This is a genomic window from Streptomyces sp. NPDC041968, assembly GCF_055589025.1.
In genome coordinates, this window is sequence record NZ_JBVJCB010000002.1 from 70276 (window position 1) to 95618 (window position 25343).

The window sequence follows — 25343 nt, forward strand, 5'->3', positions numbered from 1 at the left end:
CGGGGACCGGTCATTTCGGCGGTGTTCCTCCTTCCAGCAGTGCGGCGAGGCCCTCCGTCGGCAGCACCATGCCGACCGGTGCGCTGCTGTTGAGGTAGAGGCCGTGGTCCGGGGGGACGCGGGTGAGGAGGGTGCTGACCGGGAGCTGTGCGAAGGACAGGCGTCCGGCGGCGTGGAGGTAGCGGGGGGAGGTGTAGGCGAGGACCACCGGTGTGCCGTCGGGTGCCGAGGCGCGGACCGGTTCGCCGTCCGCGGTGACCAGGACGGCGACCTCGGCGCCGGACAGGGCCTCGGTGACGGCCTCGGCGGGGCCGTAGCCGGTGGTGGCCAGCTGGATGGCGCGGTCGATGTCGTCGGCGGGCTCGGGCCAGCCCATCGCTTCCGGGGACGGCCGGTACTCCGGGTTGTCCTCCCACTCGACGATCGTCCCGTCGGAGTCGGAACGCCACTGGCCGACCACGGCCCAGTCGGGTGGTGGTCCCTCGCCCTGCCAGGCGGGGTCGGGCAGGTAGAGCCAGTGGTCGGGGGCGAGGCCGGCGGCCTGGACGTACTCCTCCGGGGGCGCGGGGTCCAGGGTGGTGTCGGCGGCGGCAGGCGTCTTGGCGCCGGGCTCACTCATCTCGTCCTCTCGTCCCGTGTTCTGTCGGTGCGGGCCGGGCGGCGGCCTCGCTCACGTCGTCGTCATCGTCGTCGGTGTGCGGGCCGGGCCGGGCGGCGGGCCTCGCGAGGGGTGCCTGGATCGGGCGCGGTGCGTCACCCGGGGCCGTGGCCTGGGCGGGGCGGGCCTTCTGCCAGGCGTCGGCGTCCGGTTCGGCACCGTCCGGCGTCGTCCGCAGGGTGAGGAACGGCTCCCCCGGGGCGCCGGGTGGGGACAGGTCCACCGGGAAGCCGGTCCACCACACGGTGCGGCCGAGGCGCTGGGCGATCCGCTCGGCGAGGTCGCCGGGGTCGTCGTCGTGGGCCGAGAACGCGAGGACGACCGGGACGTCCAGTTCCTTGCCCGTCAACGACGTGTCGTGCGCGAGGAGTTCGAGGAACTCGCCGATCGGCACGCGGTACGTCTCCCCGTCGAAGGTCAGCTCCAAGACGTCGGGGGCGTTGCCGTCCGGGGTGACCCGTACGAGGTAGGGGGCGGGGCCTTTCCGGTCCGCCCACGGTGTGTCCGTCATGCCGCTGGGTGTGCCGAACCGGGCCAGGTCGACCGTCGCCGGCGTCCGCTCGGCGGTGTAGTCGCGGCCGTCGCCGCTCCCGTCGCCGCCAGTGGTGCGCACGCCGGTGGTGGCGTACGCCCCGGACTCGTCCAGGTCGTAGGCGGCCGCCACGTCCGGGTCGGTGGCGTCCCGGCCCGCCGCGAAGGCGCGGGTGAGCAGGTCGAGCAGGGTGCCGCGGTAGCCGTTCGGCCGGGTGCCGGGCGGCAGGTGGAGCACCTTGGGCACGCGGGCGTCGAGGTTCGTGCCGGGAGCGCTCAGGATCTCCTCGGCCTTGACCCGGGCCCAGAACATCCGGGACCGCTCGGGCTCGCCCACCTCGTGCGGGCCGGACAGGTCCAGGGCGGTCACGGCCTCGTCCTCCAGGTCGCCGCCCCGCATCCACTGCGCGGCGGCCTCGATCGCCGGAACCTCCACGAAGCCGACCAGGTCGTCACCGGGCCACGCGGCCCAGTGGTCGGCCGCCACGGCCAGCACGCGGCGCACGGCCGCCCGGTCCACGCCGGACGCCGCCTCCGGGTGCGCCGCGACCACCCGGTTGAGCAGGTCCAGCGTGAACGGGCCGGCGGCGTCGAAGTCCGTGTCGCCGCGCCACATGTGGTCCACGGCGGCCACGCCGCGCAGCAGCTCCGCGAAGTCGGGGGCGTCGTCCACGTCGTGGCCGAAGGTCAGCCGCAGCGCCCGTACCAGGCGCAGCGTTCCGGCGCGCATCTCGTCGGAGACCTCGTCGTCGCCGGGACTCAGGCCGGCGACCGCCGCCAGCCGGTCGAGGTCGGGCCCCGCGGGGTCGGGGCGGAACAGGGCCCACGCCCGGTGACGGCCCTGCGCGTCGGCGAACAGGGTGCGGGTGTAACGGCCGTCGTGGCTGCGGGTGCCCTGCGAGCCGTAGGACAGCCGGACGCCGCGGCCCGTGGAGTTGGCGAGCTGCTGGCCAAGGGAGAGGCTGCTCAGCGGGTCGGGGACGAACGGGCCGGCGTAGGCGTCGCTCGCCGTGTTCGGCGGCACGGGGACGGTGCGGTCCCCGGGGGCACCGCTCCAGCAGACCACGAAGTCGATCCAGTGGTCCTTCGGCAGGTTCGACAGGCTCTTGCGGCGCCTGAGCCACGGCCCGGCCTCCCGCTCGTCGACCGGCCTGACGGTGCCGTCCCTCATCGCCAGGTGCAGGCGGCCGGGCGAGCCGTGCGTGTCCAGGCGGTAGGCGGAGCTCTCCACGCCCGGACGCGGCAGCTCGTGCTCGGCGGAGATCCGCCCCGTGGCCGGGTAGTAGTGGACGTACGTCGACATCCGGTCCAGGTGGCGGTCGTCGTCCTCGAAGGCGGTCGCCCACTCCGCGGCGTGGTGCGAGGCGCGGCCGATCTGCCGGCCCGTCAGCGCGCTGACGATGGGGCGGGTGGCCACCTGCTGGTACCAGTCCGGCACGTCCTCGTCGGGGTCGGGTGCCAGGCCGGGCCCGCTCGCGGTCCAGTCGCCCTCTGGGGCCCCGGGGCGCCGGATGGTGTCGACGGTGCTCACGCCCTGGTCCGAGCTGAGCGTCACCTCGCCGCTGTGCGCCCACACCGTCAGGCCGGTGCGGTCCGCGAGCGTGCGCGGCAGGTCGAGGTACTGGTCACCGGCGAAGGGTACGGCCAGCACGATCGGCGTGTCCTTCGGCAGCCGCTCGCGTGCCGCGTCCGCCGCGACGAGCTCCACGAACTCGTCGACGTCCAGTTCCCGCGTCGAGCCGTCCGGCAACAGTGCCTCCACCCTGTCGTGCCGCCCGCCCGCCGCGACCACGTACGGGGTGACGCCCCGGGGCCAGGGGGTCGGCCGTGTCTCCGCGATGTCGTACGGGCCGGGCCCGGTGTCCTCCAGTACGTCGCTGCGGGTGGTGTCCAGCTCGGCGGCCCCGCTCGTGTCCGGGGCCCAGTTGAGGCCGGGGACGCGGCGGCCCCCGGCGGTGAAGTGGCGGGCGCGGCCCGGTCCGGTCACGCCCAGCTCGGTGAGGTGGAAGGCGGCCAGGGCGGGCAGGCTCGTCGCGCGGCCGGCCGCGGCGGCCCTGTTCACCAGTCCGAACAGGGCGTCGCGGATGTCCTGGTCCACGGACGTGCCCGGGGTGAGGTGCAGGACACGGGAGGCGAGGGCGTCGACGTCCAGCGGGCCGTGGCGCAGGGTGCGGTGGCGGCGGCGCAGGGCGTCGAGGGTCTGCGTGGCGGCCGCGTCCGGCGCCTGGACGACGCGGATCGTCGCCTGCCGTCCCAGGTCGGCCCGGCCGACGCCGGCGAGGGCGCCCGTGCCGGTCCAGTCGTCGGGCACCCGGTTCACGGCCAGCGCCTTGACGCGGAAGTCCTGGGCGGTCAGGCGCGGGGCGTCGGCGGGGAGGTGCTGCTGCAACCGTCGAAGCGCCTGCGTCAGCTGTCGCACGAAGTGGTTGCGGGCGGCCGTCGCGCGCCTCAGGCCCCGGTTGCCCTGGCCGTCGGCGCCGTAACCGGTGACCTCGACGCGCGGTGGGGCCCAGCCCTCCCGGCGGTTGTGCAGCCCGGCGGCGGCGACCTGGTGCGCCAGCCGCTCGATGGTCTCCAGGCCGGTCGCGGACGGGGCCGTCGCCTCGCGCGCGTACGCCACGAGGCTACGGGGAGGGAGCGCGGACGGCGCCGGGGCGACCGGGCCCGTGAAGAACGGCTGGGTGAGGGTGGTGAGCGCGGGGGCGGGAGGAGGCGCGGGCGTGGGAGCCGAAGTCGTCTCCACGCCCTCCATGGGGTCCCCCGCCGACGAGGAACGGGCCTTGGCGGCGCTTTCCGGCGCGGTGGTCTCCGTCTGCCCGTCGGCCGCGTCCCGCGCGGTCGGGCCCCGGGCCGTGAAGACCGGGATGGCGAGGACCGGGGTGGCGGGGGCCGACGCGGGCGAGTCGCCGGGCGGGTCGAAAGCGATGGGCGTGAAGTCGAAGGCGGTGCTGCCGAGGTCGGCCAGGTCGACGTGGTCGAGGTCCGTGCCGGCCAGGACGGCGAGGTCGAGGCCGGAGGGGTCGAGGCCGGTGAGGGCGAGGCCGGTGGTGTCCGGGGCGGGTTCGTCCAGCGGCGACGTGGTGGCGTCGGGTGTGCCGGTGACCGACCCCGGGTGGGCCGCGGGCGCCGGCTGCCGGGTGCCGGGCGACGGCGCCGTGCGGGCGCCGGGCGCCCCGGCGTCCGACGCGGTGTCCCCCGCCGTGCCCTCGGCGGAGTCCTCCGCGTCCGGGGCGGGCGCGGTCCAGCGCGGGCGCAGGCCCAGGTCGGAGCGGAGGGTGTCGGCGAGTTCGGCGGCGGACTCGGCGTCCGTAGGCCCGGTCAGCGCGTGGTCCGCGACCCGGCGTACCGCCTCCTGGAAGCCCTCGCCCGCGTACCGGTAGTCGGCTCGCGCCTCGTGCGGCTCGGCCGGCAGGACCAGGACCACGGCGGCGGCCCAGGCACGGGAGGTGTCGGCCTCGTCCGAGCCCTCGGGAGCCGCGGCAGCGAAGTCGGCGTACGCCCGCGCCCACAGCCGCCGTGCGGCGTTGGCGGCCGCCGTGTCCGACGCGGCCGTCCAGGCACCGGGGCCGGTCATCCTGATCCGGGCCAGGTCGAGCGGTGGCAGCGCGGCAGCGGGGAGCCGGTCGTCGCCGCGCAGCGCCATCTCGGTGCGCAGGCCGACGGAGAGTGTGATGCCCGCCGCCTCCAGGTCGCGCGGGCCGACGGTCTCGTCCTCGGCGGGAGGCGACTGCGCGGGCGGCAGGTCGGTCTCGGTCAGCCGGTCCGCGATCCAGCGGCGGGCGGCGGCGTCCCCCGGGACGGACGGCGCCGCGGCGCTCTCCCCGCTCCCCCGCTCGGCCTCCCGCGCCGCGCCCAGGGTCTCCGGGGCGGTGCCCAGGGTCCGCAGTCGTGCCTCGGCGTGCTCCAGCCCGAGACGTGCCGCGTCGGCCTCGGCGCGGGCGTCCGCGACCGCCGTCTCGTCACCGCCGGCCCGCTCCGTCGTGGCGGCCTCGGTGGTGGCCCGGCCCAGTGCGGCCAGCGCCCGCGCGTGGGCGTCCCAGGCGGCGGCGAGGGCACCGGCGGGCCCGGACACGGGCTCTGTCGGCGCGTCCGTACGGTGCGTGGGCGTGGAGTTGGTGGCCGACGCGACCGGGCCCGTGGCGTCGGCCGCCGGGTCGCCCTTGGGGCGGCCGGTCCGGCCCCAGGTGCCGGTCGGGGCCGGCTGTCCGTCGGGGCCGGGCAGCATCGCGACGGTGTAGGTGCCGGTCGCCGGGTCGTGGTGGAGGGTGGTGGCGCCTCGGGTGGTCCACCAGTTGCGGGCCGAGTTGCGGGTGCCCTCGTCGGGGAGGCTGCCCTGCGGCGACCGGGTTCCGGCCGGGCTGCCGTGCGGGACCACGGCGATCACCTCGGCGTTGCCGGCCTTCCCGAGCAGTTCCGCGTCGTGGAAGACCAGTTCGCCGAACTGCCGGGCGGGCACCGTGGCCGGGGTGGGACCCGGCAGCACGAGCCCGTCGGCGTCGCCGTCGGCGACGTAGACGAAGGGGGTGGGGCGGCCCGGCTGCGTCGCCCAGGGTGCGGGCTCGCTGCCGACCGGGACCAGCGAGCCGTCGGGCCCGCGCCCGAGCAGGGTGATCACACTCGGGTCGAAGGTGCCCGGGGGCCGGGCCGTGCCGTCCAGGGTCCGGCCCCATGCGGTGCCGTCGGCGTTCCTCAGCAGCCGTTCCGGTGCCAGTGCGCCCTGCTGCTCCAGGTGGTGGGCGGCCAGTTCGTGGATCCGGCGCGGGTCGCGGCCCACGGCGGCCGCCTTCCGGGCCGCGGTCACCGCTTCGCCGAACCGGGCCGGGTCGGGGGCGGGCAGGTGCAGCACGGCGGCGGCGAACGCACCCCGGTCCACCCTGCTCGTCACCATGGCGACCTTGAACGACGCCCACACCAGCCGCGACCACTCGGTCTCGCCGACCGGTGCCGTGGCGTCGAGTCCGAGGACCTGCCGGGCCAGGTGCTCGCGCTGCGGGGACGCGGCGAGGCCCGCCAGCAGGTGGGCCAGGTGCGGCAGGGCGAGCCAGTCGCTCAGCGGGCCCCGCTGCCCGGCGTCGAGGCGACCGGCGGCCTCGGTGAGGAGGCGGCGGTGGTCGTCCGGGGTGGCCGGCGGTACCGGCCCCGGGGCGAGTCCGGCCGAACGGTGCCGGCCGAGGATCCGCTCGTACAGGTCCAGGGTGAACCGGCGCGCGCCGTCGCGGTTCAGGGCCGGGTCGGCCTCGTGCATCAGGTCGAGCGCGCCCATGCCGCGCAGCAGTACCGGGTACTCCGGGCTGTCGTCGACCGCGGGGCCGAAGATCTCGCGCAACGCCCGCACCAGCCGCAGGGTCCGCTCCCGTACGGCGTCCGGGGCGGCGCCCGTGCCGGTGTGCAGTGCGGCCTCGCGGGCCGGCCCGTCGAGCGCTTCGCCGGCCGGCTCCGGCCGGAACATGACCCACTGGTGAGCGCGCCCACGCGCGTCGGTCACGAGGTTGACGTACGTCTCGGGGTCGTTGTGCCGGGCCGGGCCGACCGAGTTCGACAGGACGGTCGCGAACACCGTGCGGCCCGTCTCGTTCGCCATGTGCTGGCCGGTCGCCACGACCGCGAGCGGGTCGGGCACGAAGGGCAGCGGTCCGCTGATGTCACCGCCGAGGACGCCGCCGATGCCGGGGCGTGCCGCGGCGTAGCAGATGAGCGGCACCACGGGGTGTCCGGGGTCGAGCGCGGTGAGGCTGCGGCGGCGGGCGAGGGTGCGCGCGAACCGCGGCCCGTCGTCCTCCCTCGGGCCTTGCGGGGTGTGCCACATGACGGTGCCGGGCGCGCCGTGGTTGTTGGGGAAGTACGGGGTCGGCAGGCCGAGTTCGACCCAGGGCAGGGTGGCGGGGGTGCTGCCGTGGTCGTAGCCGCTGCGCACGTAGGTGTAGGAGGTGACCGATCCGAGGCGGCTGTGTTCCCGTGTCCGTGACCAGCCGCCGTCCGCCTCCTGGGCGAGGGGCATCGAGATGTAGCCGGTGGACCGGTGGCCGTGGTGGGCGACGGAGAGGGCGGTGACCCGGTCGTCATCCGTTCCGCCGGGCGGGGTGCCCGGGGCCGCGGGTGTGTCGGCGAGCCACTGGCCCCGGGTCGTCCGCCCCTCCTCGTCGAGGAGCAGGAGCATCGAGCGGTCCGGGGCGCTCGGCGGGTGTCCGATGACCGCCCGGCCGGTGGCGGCCCACACCTCTCGGCCGAGCCGGTCGGCGAGTGCGCGTGGCAGGTCCGAGGGGGCGGCGCCGGACCGTTCGACGTGGAGGAGGACCGCGCCCGGCCGGTGGGCCAGGACCTGGTCGAGGGCCAGCAGTTCGCGCAGCACCTCGCCGGGCACGGAGCGCGTGAATCCGCCGAGCCCGCGCACCACGACCGCGTCGTCCCGCCCGGCGGCGAGCACGAGGTACGGGTCGGGGTCGCCCGGCGCGGGTCGCCACGGAGCGTCCTCGGTGCCGCCGTCGGCGGTCGTGCCGTCGGGGGTGCGCCGGAGCCGGCCGGTACTGCCCGCGTCGAAGTCGCCCGGCAGGGCGCGGCCGGTCCAGTTCCGGCCGCGTGGGCGGCCTTGGGCGTCGCTGAGCCGGAAGTCCGGGTGGAACACGCCTCGGTGGGCCAGGTAGTGGGCGGACAGCGCGGCCAGGGAGGTGGCCCCCGCCGACGTGGGGAGTGTCATGAGCCGTACCAGGGCGCCGCGGGCCGCGGCGTTCACCTGCTCGGCGGGGCCGAGCAGCAGCACCCGGCGGACCATCGCGTCCAGGTCCAGGAAACCGCCGCGCAGGCGGGGGTCGGCTCCCCGCAGCCGGTCCAGCCGCTCCAGTGCCTCGGCGGCCCGGTCCCGGTCGACGTCGCCGAGGGCGCCGAGGCCGTACAGCGCGTCGAGGAGGGCTTCGCGGTGCCGCTCGGCCTCGTCGGACGTCACGTCCTGGAGCATGGCGACGCCCGGGGAGGCGCCGGGGACCGTCGTCGCGGGGTCGCCGAACGGGTTGGTGCGGTGCGGCGCCCGGGGCTGGGGGCTGTTGAGGCCGGTGGTGGCGGGCCGGGTGTGGATGGGGCGGGCCCCTGCCGGGCGGATCGGAAGGCCTGTTGCGGTGCGGGTACCGGTTCCGGACCCACTCTCCAGCTCGTCGCGGAGGGCCTCGGCGTGTTCGTCGGGGAAGCGTCCGTCCCGCGCGACGTGGGTGCGCAGTTCCTGCTCGCCGAAGGGGTGGATGTTCCAGTACCTGCCCCAGTTGTCCGTGTAGTCCAGGGCGCTGTCGTGGTCCGCGATGTCGTCGAGGGCGAGCTGGGCGCCGCGCATCACCTCGTGGAAGGTGTGGTGGTCGACCGTCAGGGAGACGGCCAGCATCCCGGCGCGGATCAGGCCGAGGTCGAGGTCGACGCCCCACTGGTCCCGCATGCGGGCGGCGTGCAGCATGAAGCGGTACGTGGATCCGGCGGTGCCGGTCGCCACCAGGCCGCCCGAGGACTCGGAACGCTGCTGGAAGCCGGCGCTCATCGCGATGTCGTACAGGGACGTCGCCGGCAGCCAGGTCAGTCCGTGCTCGTTGACCGCGATGCGCCGCTCGGCCTCACTGAGCGGCGGGCGCGCGTCCTCCGGGCGGGTCCGGATCGTCACCGACCGCTCCAGCTCCTCGACCGCCTTCTTCTTCTGCGCGGGGGTCAGGTCCGGCGAGGCGAGGAGCTCCTTGGCGCGCCGCTCGAACTCGGCGTGGGTCTCGCGCTGCCGCCGGCTCGGCCGTTCCTCGGCGATCTCGGGGTGCTCCTCCTCCCGGCCGCCGAGCATGTCGGGCACGAAGTCCTTGGAGATGCCCTCGTAGAGCAGCGCCACCAGTTCGCGCAGGTTCCCGCCGCGCAGCACCTGTTGCAGGGCGGGGCGGGAGGCGCCGACGACGCCGGCCTTGTACTTGCTGGTGTCGCCGAACAGGTCGAGGCTGCGGGGGTGCCGCTCGCGCGCCGCCTTCCACGCCGCGTTCGCCATCTTGCGGTACTCCGCGACCACGGCCTCGTGTTCGGCCAGGTACTCGCCCAGCCGCTTGTCGAAGGCGAGGGACTCCTCGGCGTAGCGGATGCGTGCCATGACCCACGGCGGTGCGGCGCTGTTCCGGTGCTCCGGGCTGGGCAGCGGGGAGCGGCTGCGCGCGCGGGACGCGGCGCGGCTGGGGACGGCGCCCTCGGACCGGGGCGCCGCGGACTCGGGCGCCGCGGACTGGGGCGTCGCGGACTGGGGCGTCGCGGGCCGGGTGTTCCCGGGCGGGGCGACCACGGGTCGGGGGGCGCCCGTCGGCACGTCGGCGGTCGGCACGTCGCCCGTCGGGCGCGGGAGCGCGGCGCCGGTGAGCGAGGGGGGCGGTGTCGGCGGTGCCTGGCGGTGGTCGTCGATGTCGACGGTCACCGTGCGCCCCGCGTCGGGGTCCGTGGCGCCGCGTACCCGCTTGGCGTCCAGGGTGAGGCCGAAGTCCCGTACGGCCAGGGGTGTTCCGGCGACGCCCTGCTGCGAGGCGGCCAGGATCCGGGCCAGCCTGGCGCCGAGCTCCCTGCCGACGGCCTCGGCGCGCTTGCGGGCGCGGGCCTGCGAGCGGTTGCCGTGGCCGGTGACGGTGACCGCCGGCAGCGGCAGGCCGTGGGCCCGGTTCCACAGGCCCACGCGGGCCAGCGTCCGGGCCAGGGCTTCGATCGTGCCGTCGGCGCCCTCGGGCAGGCCGTGCTGCTCGCGTGCGAAGCGGATCATCCGCTGGTGGGGGCGCGGGGTGTGGCCGTGGAGCACCACCGTCGTCAGCGGGTTGGCGAGCGCGGGGGATTCCTCGGACAGCAGCGCCGCGTTGACCTCGTGCGCCGACTCTCCCGGCCGCTGGCTGTACGCCCGGAAGAACCACAGGTCCTTGGGGTCGAGGACCGGCGCGGCGGCCCTGACGGCTTCCCTGGCGCGGGTGCGCGCCCGGTCCGCGTCGCGCTGGGCCAGGGCGTGCTCGGGCCGGTCCTCGTCGAAGTAGAACGGGATGCGCTCCGCGTCGTGGAGTTCCGCCAGGGCCCTGGCGGCCCGCGCGAGGTCGTCCAGACGGGCCGTCTCCGTGCCGTCCGCGCCGTCGCGCCGTGCGTCGGCCAGCCGCCGTTCGGCCGCCCGGGCAAGGCGGGTCAGGCCGTCGCCGCCGTGCCGGTCGAGGTTGTCGTCGACGATCGCGTCGAGTTCGTCGTCCGGGATGCTGCCGCCGCGGGAGTGGGTCTCGTTCTCCAGCGTGATCTGGTGGGTGCCGTCCTCGCTGGCCAGGACGACCTGTGCGAAGTGGTAGGGCGCGTGCGGGCCGACCCGGTCGCCGGGCTTGGCGTGGTTGTGGGTGAAGAGCTGCGCGCCGCTGTCGTTGGTGGTGCTGACCGACTGGATCAGGTAGCCCTCGCCGACGCCCGCCCAGGCGTGCTCGTTGACACCGATGCGCCGTGCCGCCGCGGACAGGGGGGCTCGGCGGGGGTTGTCCGCCGGTTCGTGGCTCAGGGCGCCGCCGTAGCGTTCGCCGGGGGTGGGGGCGCCGACGACACCGCCGGTGAACCGCTGGTCGAGGCCGGTGCGGCGGGCGGCCCAGCGCGGGGTGACGTCACCGGCGGGGCGGGTGCCCTCGGCGACCTCCGTCAGGGCCTGCGCCAGGTGGTGGGTGCCGGTGACCTCGCGGCCGTGCTGCCCGTTCACGGGGGCTGTGGCGACGGTGTCGCCGGCGGGGCCGCGGAAGGCGATGTGGGACAGGGACGCGATCCCGGTGCCGGCCACCATCTGGGCGAAGTCCCGCGTGAAGGCGTGTTCCGAGGAGCCGGACGCGGTCAGGAACTCGGGCTCCACCCGGAAGAGGGGTTCGCCGTAGGAGCCGTCCTCCTCGGGGAGCAGGACGCCCGTCGACTCGTCGGCCTTCAGCCGTACGCCCGCTCCGGCCGCGGCCAGCCGGGCCGACGAGGCGTCGATCGCCGCGCGGGTGGCGTACACCTGGCGCCCGCGGCCGGTGGTGCCCTCGCCGTCGGCGAGCAGCGCCAGGGTGCGGTCCTCGGAGATGTGCAGCGGCGGCCGGTCGGCCATGAGGACGGTGCCGTGGTCCTGGCTCGGCAGGAGCAGCGCGTCCGCCTCGGCGCCGGTGCCGTCCCCGGCGCCGACCTCCGCGACGTGCCGCGGGAGCGGCTTGGTGAACAGGACGCCGGTGCCGTGTTTGTCGATGACGCCGTAGTCGCGGGTGATGAGCGGCCGGGTGCGGCGCTCGTCGATCCGCCGTTCGAGGGCGAGGCGGTCGGCGAGGCGGTCGAACTCCGCGTCGCCGTCGCTGCTGGAGCGTTCGCCGTCGTCGTCGCTGTCGGGGCCGGTGTCGCTCTCGCTGTCGCTGCTCAGGTCGCGGGCGCCGGGGAGGCCGTCCCGCTCCGAGGGGTCGACCGGCGCCCAGCCCGCGCCCGTGTCGCCGTCGCGCAGGTCCAGGGCGAGCCGGGACCCGGCCGTGGGGTGCGTGGCCACGGCGACCGGTGCCTCGGGGCGCCAGACGCGACGGCCCGTGGTGCCGGCGACGAGGACGGCGAGCGGCGCGGCGATGTGCGGGGGCAGTGCCAGGACGATGTCCGCGCCGCGGGGCCGCCGGCTGTCGTAGGAGATGAGCATCGCGAGTTCGTCCAGGCGGGTCACCCGGAAGGTGCGGCCCGGCATGAGGGAGACCTCGACGCCGCCGTCCGCCACCCGGGCGACGATCACGTACGGGTTCTGCCACGGTGCGGGCCGTTCGACGACCCGGCCGGTGCCGCGCAGGACGTAGGAGCCGGGCGAGGGGGCGGGGTGCTGCCCCGTGCGGCCGAAGTCGCGTCCGGCGGCGTTCCCCGCCGGGTCGCTCAGCAGGGTGCCCTCGTCCAGGGCGCCGCGTCCGGTCTCGATCTGCCGCTCGACGAAGTAGCGGGCGAGGTCGTCGGTGGTCTCCAGGTCGTCCGAGGAGGCGTCGAGTGCCAGGGAGCCGAGGAGCCGGTGGTCGGCCGGGCCCGGCCGGGCGTCGGCGGGCAGGTGCAGGACCTGCCGGGTGACGCGGTTCAGGGCGCGGAACAGCGACTGCGGTTCCTGGTCCTCGCCCGCCTCGGTCGACACCAGCGCGAACAGTGCCTCGGAGGTCTCCCTGAGCCGGTCGCTCGGGACGGTCTCCCACCGGGGGCCGAAGACGGTGTTCAGCCAGCCGGTGTCGGCCCAGCGCGGCTGCTCGTCCTCGTCGTCGGAATGCGGCTCGTCGTCGGACGGCTCGGACTCCTCGGGTGCCTCCCGCACCGTCGTCATCGGGCGGCCCGGGGGCAGCGGCGGCGGGAGCGCGCCGCTGTCGATGTCTTCGGTGAACTGGAGCTGCGCCAGCCGCTCGGCCTCGGTGTCCTCCGTGGAGCGGAACCGGGCCAGTGCCTCGGCCTCCGTGCGCGCGGGCCGCGGCCGGGGGTCCCCGCTCGAGTCCTGCGCGCCGGACAGCGTTTCGAGACCGAACGCCTCCTCGGGGACGGGCTCTTGGCCTTGGTGCGGGCCGGCGTCCCGTGGGTGCGGGCCGACGTTTACGTCCCCGCTGTCGCCATGGGAGACGGCGTGGGCGGTCGGTTCGGAGGCGTCCGGAGCGGTGCCGGTGCCGTCGGCGGGGGTCTCGGTGGCCGGCCGCCTGCGGGTGGCGGTCGCGGTGGGTGACGGCAGCGGCGTGGGAGACGGCGAGGAGGCCGGTGAGGGAGACGGTGACGACGGCGGGGACGGCGGCAGCGGGACGGATGCCGCGTCCGGGGCCGGGTCCGTGGTCGGGGTCCGGGTCGTCGTGGTGTCCGGCGCGGTGCGGTCGGTCCCGGCCACCCGGGCCGGGGCCGGGGTGCGCTCGATCAGCGGGACGAAGTCGCCGCCCCGGCGACGGAGCCGCAGGTGGGTGCCGCCGTGCCCGCCGGGGCCGGGGTAGGTGTGGGCGGTGCCGTTCTCCTCGACGAGGGTGACGGTGGTGCCGGTCGCGGCGGCGGCCCAGCGGGCGACCGCCAGGTCGGCCTCGGTGGTGGTCCAGCGGGCCTCGGCGAGGTGACGGCGCAGGTGGCCGTCCTTCGCCTCCTGGCTCGGCGCGGGGGCGCCGCGGGGCCGCACCGGGGGCGGCGGTGAGAAGAGGGCGGTCCGCTCGGCCGGGGTGCCCGGCAGGCCGTTCAGACGCATGAGCTGGGCGGGCGACGCCTCGGCACGCGACCGCAGGCGGCCTGCCTCCCGGCTGTCCGGGCTCGGCTGCGCGGCGGCGTGCCGCAGGGCGGTGGACAGGGCGCCGAAGAAGCCGTTGCCGCGGCCGGTGGGCGTTCCCTGCGTGTAGGTGGCGCCGTCGGGCGCGGTGAGGACGCCGTCGCGGGCCAGGCGGTAGCGCGGGCCGTCGCCGTCGGCGGGCGGCAGCCAGGGCGCGGTGGTGTGGCTGCGGTGCGTGGGCGGCTTGGGCGGCTTCCCGCTCGCGGCCCGGGTCTCGCCGGACGCGCCGGACGTACCGGACGAGCCGGGGCCCCCGGGTACCGGTGCCGGCAGTGCGGTGGTGGACGGGGCGGGGGCGTGTGCGGGCAGGGCGGCGTGGAAGTGGCCGTCGGCGGCGAGGAGGACCGGGTCGGCCGCGCGGTCGACGGCGGCCGAGCCGTCACGGGCGGCGCTGTCCTGGTCGTCGCGGTACGGGAGGAAGCGCTGTTCGCGGCCCTCGCCGGTGACCACGGTCAGCGAGGTGCCGAGGAGCCGTGCGGCCAGCGCGGGCAGCAGGTCGGCGCCGCCGTGGTCACCGGCGCGGCGCCCGGGCGGGGCCGGGGTGTCGTCGGTCCGTCCGGCGTCGGCGGGCAGCGGCTCGGTGGCGAACGGGCGGGCCAGGGCGAGGGAGGCCAGCGCCGCCCGCTGCGCCGGCGTCGGCCAGAACGTCTCCGGGAGCCGACCGAGGGCGTCGAACTCGGCCTGCTGCTCCCGGGACAGCGTGATGCCTGCGGCGTCCAGCTCCGCCTGGGTGAAGGTGTCGGCGGTGTCCGGGGCGAGGGAGTCGAGCAGGTCCCTGTTGTCGGGCCGGCCCAGCTCCCGGGCGAGGCGGTCGCGGGCGGTGTGGACGGCGTCGGCGGTGACCTCGGGGTCGCCCGGGGACGCGGTGAACCGGTCGGCGAGGTCGGCGCCGAGCAGCCGGGGCAGCCGCCCGCGCTCCCGGGCCGCGGCGATGAGCGCGTGGAAGAACGAGGCGCCGTCGTGCGGTACGTCGTGGACCGCCCGCACGACGGTGCCGTCCGGTGAGGTGAGGGTGCGCGCTCCGGTGCCGTCGGGCTCGGTGACGGTGTACGGGGCCGGGGCCTCGGAGCGCCATGCGGGCTCCGTGTACTGCTGCGGCGCGTCCCGCACCGGCACCGCGGCCGAGCCCTGGTGGTGGGCGGTGAGCCGGGACGCCGCGAGGTGCAGCCGGTGGTGGTCCGCGGCGGCGGCGTCCACCCGCCCCCGCCACAGGTGGGCGTCGTCGCGGGCGGCCTGCCAGGTGCGGACGGCCGGGGACCCGGCGAGGTCCCGCGGCAGGACGGTCGTCAGCGCGGCCGTCAGGCCGGGGTCGCCGTCGCCGAGCGCGGCGCGCTCCGCGGGGCCGAGGGAGAGCCACGCCTCCCGGGTCCGGGCGCGGGCGTCGTAGTACTCCTTCTCGGCGGCGGCGAGGTCGGCGGCGGCCTTGGCCATGTCGTCCCAGGCGGTGGCGGCCTCTTCGGGGAAGGAGGAGTCGTCCAGGAGGCCGTGGTCGCGGGCCTGGTCCTCGCGCAGCCAGACCAGGGCGGTGGTCTCGGCCTCGGCGGCGCGCGGGCCGCGCCTCGCCTTGCCGAGGGTGCGCAGGGGCCGGCTGTCGGTGATCCGGTGGTCCGCCTCGGAGACCGCCAGCCAGGTCACCGGCAGCGCGAAGAGCATGCTGCGGTCGGTGCCGAACTTGACGTGGGTGCCGAGGGTGACGTCCTCGGCGCCCTTGGGCGCGATGCCCTCCAGGGCGCCGCCGACCGGGCCGGTGGCGCCGGGGTTGGTGACGCCGGCGCCGCCGGTGGCGACCAGCGGCGCGGTGCCGAGGGCGCCTTCGGTGCTGTCGGTGATCCCGGCTTCCGTCGCCTGGGAGGTCTTGTGCCGCTGCATGGCCTCCATGCGGGGCGCGCTCTCGACGGCGAGCAGGCGGGCGCCGCGGCGGTGCATCTTGGCGTAGAGGCGGGAGTCGACGGTGTGGGACTGGCCGAAGAGGCGTGCGGAGGACTGGGTGGGCAGCACGGAGCCGTCCGCGCCGAGTGCCTCGCGGAATCCTGCGGTGAGGCCGCCCTGGGAGGTGGCCTCCTGCTGCGCCTGTGCGGCCGCCGTGCCGAGGGCGCCGAGCGGGGTGTGCCGGGCCATGCGCACCTGACCGGTCAGCGCTTCGCCGGTGTGGCGCCTGCCGAGGTCACCGTCACCGAGGCCGTCGGCGCGGGCGGTGGCGAGGGTGAGCGCGTCCTCGACGTTGGCCGCGCCGCGGATGTCGACGGCGAGCATGCCGGAACCGGTGCTGTCGTCGAACGGCAGGATGTCGTCGCCGTCCGCGCGCCAGGCGGCGACGGCCTCCTGACGCGCCTGGTCGGCCGTCAGCATGCGTACCGCGCGCTCGGGTTCGGTGACGTCCTGTTCGGTGAGCGTGCCGTCGTCGCCGGCGCCGGACGGCGTGAGCAGTCCGGCCGAGACGAGTTCGTGGAGCGTGCCGACGTGCGCGACGGCGCGCGGCGCCAGCAGGTCACCCGCGGCGTCGGTCATGGTGACGGTCAGGACGTAGCCCGCGACGACCTCCGCGTGCGCCTGTGTGGTGGCCATGTCGGGCATCGCGGTGCTGCCGAAGGTGTCGGTGCGGGTGCCACCCCGCTGTCCGGTCGCCGTGCCCTGGAGAGACGGGTGGGCGGCGAGGACGTCGCTGCCCGGTGTGCGCTGGCCGGCGCCGAGGGTGAGGTCGCCGCCGCGGTCCTGGGTGACGCCGAGCGCCAGGTCGCGGGCGATGGGCCGGTAGTCGTCCACCTCGTACCCGGTGCGCAGCCGCTGCACGGTGGTGTCGACGGGCGTCAGCTTGAACCGGACCTGTGCCGGGCTGCCGCCGACGGGCAGGTGGTGAGGACTCGACCAGGCGCGGTGGCGGACCGGCAGGGTCAGTCCGTCGGCGGTCAGCTCGTGCAGGTGGGCGAGGAGGAAGTCGGGCGAGAGTCGCTGCAGGACCTGCTCGCGGTCGTGCGAGGGAACGCCGGCCTTCTCCAGGCGCGGCAGGAGCTGCTGCGCCGCGCGGCTCGCGTCGAGCCGGCCGTTGGGGTGGGTCGGGAAGCGCCGGCCGCGCAGGAAGCCCGGCACCCGGTAGCCGCCGCCGAGGTTGCGCGGGGTGCCGGTGCCGAGGCCGTCCGGGGCGAGGCCGGTCTCGATGGCGTCCTGCATCGGCAGGTGGAACATGACCGCGTCCCGGACGCGGTGGAGCGCGGCGGCGGCACGGCGGGGGGACAGCGCCCGCCCGGCGCGGTCGGAGAGCCGTCCGGCGGCCGTGCCGATCCGCTGTCCGGCCCGGGTGCCGATGGTGCCCATCGCGGCCGTCCAGCGATCGCGGACGGCGACGGTCTCGGTGGCGTCGGCGACCACCAGGTACGTGCGTCCGGTGTACGTCAGGGTGGTGCTGCGTCCGCGGGTGACGGACTGCGCGAGGGCGCGGCCTCTGCCCCAGGCGTACTGGAGCGTGCTGCCGTAGGAGCCGGACACCGGCTGGGTGCCGGGGGCCTGCTGCAGGGGCGAGACGCTGCCCTGGAGGCCGAGCGTGGTGCGCGAGGTGGCGCTCCAGCCACCGGTGACCTTGTGGTCGTTGGCGACCGTGTTCTCCAGCGAGGCGGGGCCCGGGTCGCTCATGACCCGTACGTTGTCCAGCTCGCCGCGGAGGGCGGCCTTGAGGTAGTGCGTACGGAACGGACCGACGCCGTTCAGTCCGGTGATGCGGGCGCCGAACGGGCCGAGATACTGGCCGAGTTGCCCGGCCACGCCGAGGTCGGCCACCGCGCGGCGCAGCGCGGTGCGGACCGGGGTGCCGGGCGCGCTGGTGTGCCAGGAGCCGCCGGAGGCGCGGTCCGCCGTCTCCTGCATGAGTTCCTGGCGTCGTGGGCCGCCCTGGGTGCTGAGCACCACGTGCGGGGAGCCGAGCAGCCGTTCGACGAGCGACCGGCTCCTCGCGTCGGTCCGGGGCAACGGGCTGGTGCCGTCGAGCAGTTGATCGGCCTCGGTGGCGGAGAGCCGCCGCGGGGCGGGGTCCGTGGGGGCGGACGTCGTAGCCGTGGACGTCGTCGGGGCGGTGAACGCCGTGGGGGTGGCGGACGGGGCTGTGGACGGCGTGGTGGACGGCGCGGCGGGCGGGTCCGCGGGGGCGTGGTGGTGGGAGCCGTGCGCGGCGGGGACGGCCAGTTCGACACGTCCGACGGGCTCGGTGCCCCGGCGGAACAGCGGGCGTTCCGCGACCGTGCTGACGAAGACTCCGGCGCCGAGCAGTCCGGCCGTGAGCAGGCGGGGCCAGCCGCGCGGGCGCCGGTGCCCCTCGAAGTCGGCTTTGAGTTCCACCCGGTAGCTGTAGAGGTCGATGCCGCTCTGGGCCGTCAGGTGGTCGTGGGCGACGGTGACCGTGTTCCGGGTGGCCTCCTGGCGGGTGTGGGCGTAGCGTCCACCGACCGTGAGGTTGCCGATCCGGCGCGGCAGCCCGGTGCCACTCACCTTGTCGTGGTCGCGCGGCGAGACGCCGACCTCGACGCCGGCGGAGTAGGTACTGGACTGCTGCTGTCCCTGACCCGAGACCTCGTTGCCGATCACCGCGTTGCGCAGGGACCGCTCGTTGAGGGTGGTCTCGAACCGGCGGTCGGTCAGCCGGGCCCGCAGGGTCAGCGTGTGGTGCCCGCGCCTGACCTTGCCGTCCTCGACGAGTGTGACCGGGACGCCGGTGGTGGTCAGGTCGTCCAGCGCCTGGGCGAGGGTGGGCCGGTTCAGCGCCTCGCGCACCTGCCGCTCGTTGAACCACGCGGTCCGCAGCCGCTCGTCGCCGTACCAGAGCCGCGCCGACCGCGGGTGGCTCCGCATCGCGGGCGGAAGGAACAGCGACGGGTAGGAGGCGTGCAGGGTGTCCAGGACGGTGTCGGCGAACGTCCGCAGGGGGTCGCGCGGGGGCTCCGGAGTGCCGTCCCGCGCCGGTGCCGTCTGCGGGCCGGTGGCGGGATCGGTGGCGGGATCGGTGCCGGTGGCGGTGTTCTCGGGCCGGAAGCCCTCCGCGCGGACCTGGCCGCCGAGATGGACCGGGTCCTCCTTCTTGAGGTACCAGGGCACGGGGGGTTCGACGTCCGGGTTCGGGCCCGTACGGCCGGGCGTACGACTGTCCCATCCGGCAAGCCTGCGGGCGTCCTGGGTGGACATCCAGTCCAGGCTGACCACCCGCACCGGCCGCGCCGCGGACGTCGGTTCGCCGGCGCCCCGGACCATCAGGGTGCGCTCGACCCGGTACAGCGCCATGGGCTGGTTGCGGACCCGGCCGGTGACCTTGCGGGCCGCGTCGGTGCCCAGGTAGTGGCCGCGCCCGGCGGCGAGGTCCGTCCGGACCACCGGCCCGCCCTGGACCCGCACGTCGGTGACCGGCCCGGCGAACTGGTGGTTCGGCCCGGAGCTGACCTGAAGGCCGAACCGGGTCTCCCTGACGTGCCCGCGCTGGTTGGAGTACGTGGTCTGGGTGAGGTCGCGCACCTCGACCTTGGTCGACTCGGTGACCAGGTCGGCTCGGTGCGGCACCGAGCGCTCCACGACCAGATGTCCCAGCGGGCGTTGACCGCTCCCCCGGGTGAGCTCGGGTCCGCTGATCGGTCCGGCGAGCCGTCCGAACAGGCCGAGCAGCCGCCCGGGACGGGTGTACGACACGAGGGTGCGGTGCGCCGAACTGCCGGGCCGCGCGCCGGAAAGGGCCAGTGCCACGTCCTCCGCCGGGTCCGTCAGGTACAGGCCCGTGGAGTCGAGCAGCCGCGGGTGCTCCCCCGCCGGGAAGGTGAGGGTCCGGGGCGCCCGGCGCAGCCCCTCGTAGGGCACGGTCAGGTCGTCGGGCAGCCGCCAGCTCAGCCCGTCCCGCATGCCGAACTCGGCGGTGTGCAGCAGCTGTCGCGTCCAGCGGGGGCCCGGCGCGGTACCGGTCGTGCCGGGCGTCCCGTCGGTGACGGCCGGGGCGGCGGCGGGGGGCGTCTCGGTGACGCGGTGGACCCGTACCCGGTAGTGGACATCGTCCAGGTGCAGGTGGGAGCCCTCGTGGGCGCGGTGCTCGGACTGATGGTACGCCGTGGTGCCCTGGGAGTAGTCGGTGCGGCGGGCCCAGCCCAGCGAGGCACCGATCTTCAGCAGCCAGTCCAGCGGCGGGCCCATGCTCAGGGCACCGGCGATCCGGCGTCCGAAGCCCACCGTGCGCCCGCCGCCCGTGCCGGTCTGCCCGCGCCGCGCCGTGTCCGCCTTGACCGTGCCGCCGCCCACGTCGGAGAGGCGTACCCAGCGGTGGTACGGAACGGCCTCCACCGTCATCTCCAGGCCGACGCCGGACTTCTCCCGGCCCACCAAGCGGGCGCCGCGCGGGGCGGTGAACGCCGAGGGCTGGTCGGCCAGCAGCCGCAGCAGCTCCGCCTCATCGAACCTCGTCCGCAGCCGTTCCGGCAGCCCGTCGAGGATCTGTCGCGCGGCGAGTTCGGGCGCACGCAGGGTGAGGACGCCGGTCCCGGCGAACAGCCCGGCGGGCTCGGTGCCCGACGGTGTCCCGTCCGGGTCGGCGTCGTCCGCGTCGGTGTCGTCCGGGTCGGCTCCCGGCCTGATCAGCGCGGCGGGCAGCCTGCTGCCGTCCTCGAAGGTGACCGTGCGCGGCGCCGGGCCCGGCCGGTGGGCGTCCGGGCCGATCAACAGCCGGGCCGGACGGTACCGGTCCAGCTGCGTCTCCAGCGGCGTCCGCTCGTCCTCGTCGGCCGGGTCGGGGCCGGTGTCCGTGATCCCGGCCATCTCGCGCAGCCAGTCCGTGTACGGGTCGGAACCCTCGGGGGCGGGCCGCGGGTCCCGGGCGGGCTGCGGAACCGGGTCCGTGTCGGGGGCGAAGTCCGTGTCGGGGGCGAAGTCCGTGTCGGGGACCAGGGCGTCGAAGTGGTCGGACCCGTTGTACGCCACGTGCAGGGGGTCGCCCGTGCCGCCCGGGTGCAGCGCGATCGTGGTGAGCGCGCCGGGTGTCCGCGGGTCGGGCTGTACGACCCTCAGGTCGAGGTCGAGGGTGTGTGCCAGCGTCTCCGGGATCAGGTCGGCGAAGGGGGACGGCCACAGGTCCACGCGGGCGGCGGCGGCGGCGAGCAGTCCGCGTCCGCCCAGCCGCCGCGCGTCGGCGGGGGTGGGCGCCACCTCGGCGAGCCCCGGGTAGTCGCTGCCGGCCACGATCTCCCGCCACCGGCCCGGGTCGCCGTCGGTGACGACCTCCCGCGCGATCCGGTCCCACTCCTCCGCGATCCGGCGCTGCGCGCCCGCGTCGCTCTCCCCGGCGAGGGCACGCAGCCGCAGGTCGTTCACGACGGAGTGGACCGGGTCCGGCACGAGGGCGTCGGCGATGTCGCCCAGTTCGGTGTGGGCGACACGGTCCCGCAGCCGCGCGCGCAGCCCGCCGACGCTCCACGCGGCCCAGGCGGGCGGGACCGCCCGGGAACGCGCGCTGTCGAGGACCGACCGGAAGAAACAGTTGCCGTCGGGCCGGGCTAGGACCCGGCGGAAGGTGCGTCCGCCCGCCCGGAGGAGGCTCCCCGGCTCGGGGGTGGTGGTCACCGGGCCGAACGCTGTCAGGTCCTCGGCGGGGCTCTCCGGTCGGCTCGGTACGGGCGCCAGGTCGGGCCTGCGGCGGGCGAGTTCGGCGGTGTCCTCGGAGCCGAGGCCCAGTTCGGAGAGGGGCAGCGGATCGTCCGACAACCCCCAGGCGACCCGGGCCGACCGGGCGTAGTCGAGGCCGCGCACGTCGTCCCGGGAGACGAGCGCGGTCGGCGGCAGAGTGGGCGGCGGCGGGGGGATCAGGTCGTCGAGTGTGGTGCCGGGACCCTGGTCGACCCGGGAGGCGTGTGCCGCCCGCAGGAAGGCGGTGTACTGCTCGGGCGTGGGTCCGGTGGAGGGGTCGACGTCGGCGCGACCGCCCGCCGGACCGCCTCCGGCATCGTGCCAGTCGGTGACCATGCGGCGGAGCAGGTCGGGGGTCATACGGCCGTCGCCGTAGCGCGTCGCGCTGTCCGTGCCGTGCCAGCGCAGGCCGTCCGCGTACGCGAGGCCGGCCAGCAGGTCCCGGTTGCCGGGCCGCTTCTCGGCGTCCGGTCCGAGCACGTCGCGCAGGGTGCGGATCTGCTGGAGCGTGCGGGCGCGGGCGAACGGGTCCGCCGGGCCCGGGCCGGTGTGCAGACCGGCGTCGCGCGCCAGCCGGTCCAGGTCGGCGCCGCTGGGCTCCGGGGTGAACAGCCGCCACCGGCCCGGTCCGTCCCCGTCCTCCACGAGCACCGCGCGGACGTCGCCGTCCTTAGCGCGGGCCGTACCGACCTCGGTGGTCGGCGCGTACACGGGGCGGCCGGTCCGGTTCGCGACGTGCTGGGCAACCGGGAGGCCCGCGATCCTCGGCTGCCGCCCGGTCTCGCAGGAGTACAGCACCAGCGGCCGTTCCCGGTCGCCTTCGGCCGCCCACGCCTTGAGCGCTTCACCGAGTTGCACGCCGCTGACCTTGACGGTGGGCCGGGAGGCGTCGTGGGTGCCGAGGGTGACGGTACGCGGGGTGCCGTGCCCCACGAAGTAGTCGGCGCCCTGCTCGGTGCCGGCGCCGGGGAGCGCGGTCGGCGGACCGGTGAACACGGCACGGGGGGCGGACCCCGCCGGGTCCGCCGCGTCCGCGCTGCCCGTCGTGCTCGCCGTGCTCGGGGCGGCGGATCCGGACTCCGTGCGTACGCCTCGGAAGGTGTCGAGTCCGAGCAGCGCCCGGCGCCCGGCGTCTCGGGCCGTGCCGTCGTCGGCCGGGTCCTGGGAGATGGTCAGCGTCCGCACGGTGCGCCCGGGTTCGGGCCGTACCGCCGTGTCCGGAACGAGGCGCCGCACCTGGTCCAGCCGGACGGAGCGCCCGTCCAGTGTGGCCAGGGCCGGCTCGCCGCCCGGCCGCGCGACCCCGTCCACAGGGCGTACGACGACCTGGGCGGCGGGTGGCGGGGAGGCCACGGGCGAGCTGGCGCCACCGTCGTCACCGGACTCCACGTGCAGTCCGACGGCGGGCTCGCTCCAGGGCCGCGACGCCGAGTCGAACTTGGCCGCGACGTCCGGGGTGACAGTCAGGTCGGTGCGCGGGACGGCTCCGTCGGTGGTCGGTGGTAGGGGCTCGACCGGCGCCAAGGGTGCCTTCTCGGGCCGGGCCGCGTCCACCGAAGGCACGGGACCCGTGTCCACGGACGCTGCGCTCTCGGTGACGACGGGCCGCACGTCCGGGGCAGGACCGAGGGCGTCGGCGAGCGGCAGCAGCACGTCCGCGCCGGGGAAGTCGGTCTCCGGAGCGGGGGTGTCCGCGGTGATGGTGGCGGGACCGGTGAGCGGGCGTGCCCGGGCCGGGGCTTCGGGTGTCTCGCGGGTCAGCTCGACGGCGGCGCGTACCGGGCGTCCGGTGCCGTCCGGCGCGGCCGGTGGGCCCAGCACCACGGCGCGGTCGGCGCCGACCCGGTCGAGGAGCGCGGCCGCCTCGGGCGAACCGGCTGCCGGCAGCAGCCCCTCGGACACGACGACCGTGAGCGGCGAGGCACCCGCGTCGACGGTGACGGGGCCGGTCGCTTCGGCCTTCGGCGGCACGATGGCGGTGTCGCCGGACGCCGCGTCCCGGGTCCCGGGCACACCGTCCGTCGAGGTCACCGTCTCGGGGACGGGGGCGTCCCGACCGGGCACGCCGGAGGATGGCGGGTCCTGCTCCGACGCGGTGGCGCCGCCGTCGGAGTCCACGGCAGCACGGTTGCCGGCACCCGCGTTGCTCCCGGCACCGGCCCCCGGCCCGGCACTCGTACCGGGGGCGGTCGCCGTGCCGGGGGCGGTGCTGGGGCCGGCTCCGGAGCCCGTGCCCGTACCGGTGTTCCCGGCGCCCGCACCGACGCCCGTCCCCCCACCCGCGCCCGCACCCGCACCCGCACCCGCACCAACGCCCGTTCCCGTCCCCGCACCCACACTCGCGCCGGCACCCAGGCCCGCACCCGTATTCGCGCCGACCCCCGTTCCCTCACCCGCACCGGAGCCGCTCCCCTCCCCCACCGGCACCGTGCCGTCGGTGACGGTGACGGTGAGCGGCGGCGTCACCGTCACCGGTGGGCCGAAGCTCTCCAGGGAACGGCGCACGCCGTCCGTGTCGACCTCCGCGGCGGGGCCGCTTCCCAGGGGGACCACGCGGATCTCCGGGGCCTGGGACAGGTTGCCGTGCAGGGCGTCGCGGACGCCGATCTCCGTGGCGCCGGGAGGCTGCGCGCCGCGCAGGGCGGTGAGGTCGCGGAGTGCCTGTTCACGGATGTCGGCGGAGCCGCGGTGCACCTGCTGCCACAGGGCGTTCTCCGTGGCGGTCACCGGCAGCGTGCCCGGGGAGTACGGCGGCGGGGCCGACGACGTGTACGGCGGAGGGTCCGTCACGGAGTACGGCGGAAGGTCCGTCACGGAGTACGGCGGAGGCGACTCGGCGCCGCCGTCCGCCGAGGACGGCACGGGCGTGGTGCCGGTGCCGCCGGTGGTGTCCGGGTGCAAGGGGCCGTCGGCGCGACCGGTGCCGCCACCGGTGCGCGGAGGCCCTTCGGAGTCCCCAGTCCCCGAGGACGTGCCGTCGCCGCCGGAGACGGTGGGCGGCCTGTCGCGGAACCCCTCGAGGATGTTGCGCAGTTCGGCGCCGCCGTTCATGGCACCGTCCGTGAGCGTGGCCTCGACCTGGCTGCTGATCCCTGCGCCGACGAAGGTGGACCAGCTCGTGGACCAGTCGCCGTCGAACGCGCCCTTGATGAGGATCTCGGCGAGCGCCTCGCCGGAGCCGGCGGCGAGGAAGTCGGCCGTGCCCTTGATGCCGTAGTGCCCGGCGATCGCGCCCGGCCGGTCGGCGTTGTTGCGCAGGATCTGGTTGTTCCGCCACAGGTCGGGGTTGTCACGGAAGTTGTTCCGGAAGGAGAACAGGTCCCGGAAGCCGGTCGGCGGGACGTACGGGTTGTTCGTGACCGGGTCGGGACGGCCGTTCGGGGGGGTGTCGACCTTGGTGTCCGGGTCCGGCTTGGAGTTCGGCGTGTGGTTGCCGGCGTCGAGGTCGAGGTCGTTCCTCACCTTCGGCGGCGGCTTGAAGTCGAGATCGGGCCCCTTCTTCAGGAAGGCGTCGTCGTAGCTTTTGACGATCTTGCCGGCGAAGTCGGCGAAGATGCTGGTGAGTCCGCCGGCCGCGGCACCGAACGCGGCGTCCTTGAGGATCTGGCCCCAGTCGAAGCCGTCGGGACGGCGGCCGTCGGGAGCGAAGTTCATCATCGCCAGCCGGACCGCGAACGTGGTGAACGCCTCGGAGAACGCCTCGGTCAGCGAGGGCGCGATGTGCAGCCGCTGGAGCAGGTGGCTGAGCGTGGTGAGGATGAGGAACCGGCTGCGCATCTTGGCGAGCATGATCTGGCTCGCCGACGCGCCGCCGGTGAAGAACGACATCGCCAGGTAGATGGCGATCTCGATGAGCAGCCGGATGACCTCGGCGATCACCTGCCACTTGGACTCCATGATGTCCATGGAGGTCTTGCGCCGGCCCTCTGCGATCTTGTCGAGTTGCTCGGAGAACTCGCGCAGGTAGTTCCTGCCGCCGTCGTCGGTGAGGGTACCCATCGCGGCGGCGTACGCCTTCGACAGGTCGTCCGGCATGGACTGGCCGATGTCGTGCACCGACTTCTGGATCAGCGCGGACATCTGGTCGATCTTGCGGCCCAGCCGGGCGTAGGGCCCGCGGCTCTCGTAGGCGAGGTCCTCGTCCGCGTCGATGAGCCTTTCTCCCGTGAGGATGAAGATCATCGCGTTGACTTCGGGCGACGGCATGATGCTCATCGGCGGCCGCCCTTGAGGCCGTGCGGGCAGCACCGCGGAGCCGCT

At 76.1% G+C, this 25343-nt stretch carries 2 protein-coding genes; both read right to left on the minus strand.

All coding sequences use genetic code 11. From position 1 onward, the window contains the following. Positions 1-10 precede the first annotated feature (10 nt). Positions 11-619: a type VII secretion system-associated protein gene (locus ACZ6EG_RS05525; RefSeq protein WP_391968742.1), complete on the minus strand. Its 609-nt coding sequence runs from the start codon at positions 617-619 to the stop codon at positions 11-13. Then, positions 612-25298, minus strand: coding sequence for a lonely Cys domain-containing protein (locus tag ACZ6EG_RS05530; RefSeq protein WP_469601817.1), 24687 nt, complete (start codon positions 25296-25298; stop codon positions 612-614). Before ACZ6EG_RS05530 ends, ACZ6EG_RS05525 begins: the two co-directional genes overlap by 8 nt. Positions 25299-25343: the final 45 nt, after the last annotated feature.

What these genes read in the sequence shown, in the direction of transcription:
- ACZ6EG_RS05525 (WP_391968742.1), bottom strand. Translation starts at nt 619, where the DNA reads ATGAGTGAGCCCGGCGCCAAGACGCCTGCCGCCGCCGACACCACCCTG.
- ACZ6EG_RS05530 (WP_469601817.1), bottom strand. Translation starts at nt 25,298, where the DNA reads ATGAGCATCATGCCGTCGCCCGAAGTCAACGCGATGATCTTCATCCTC.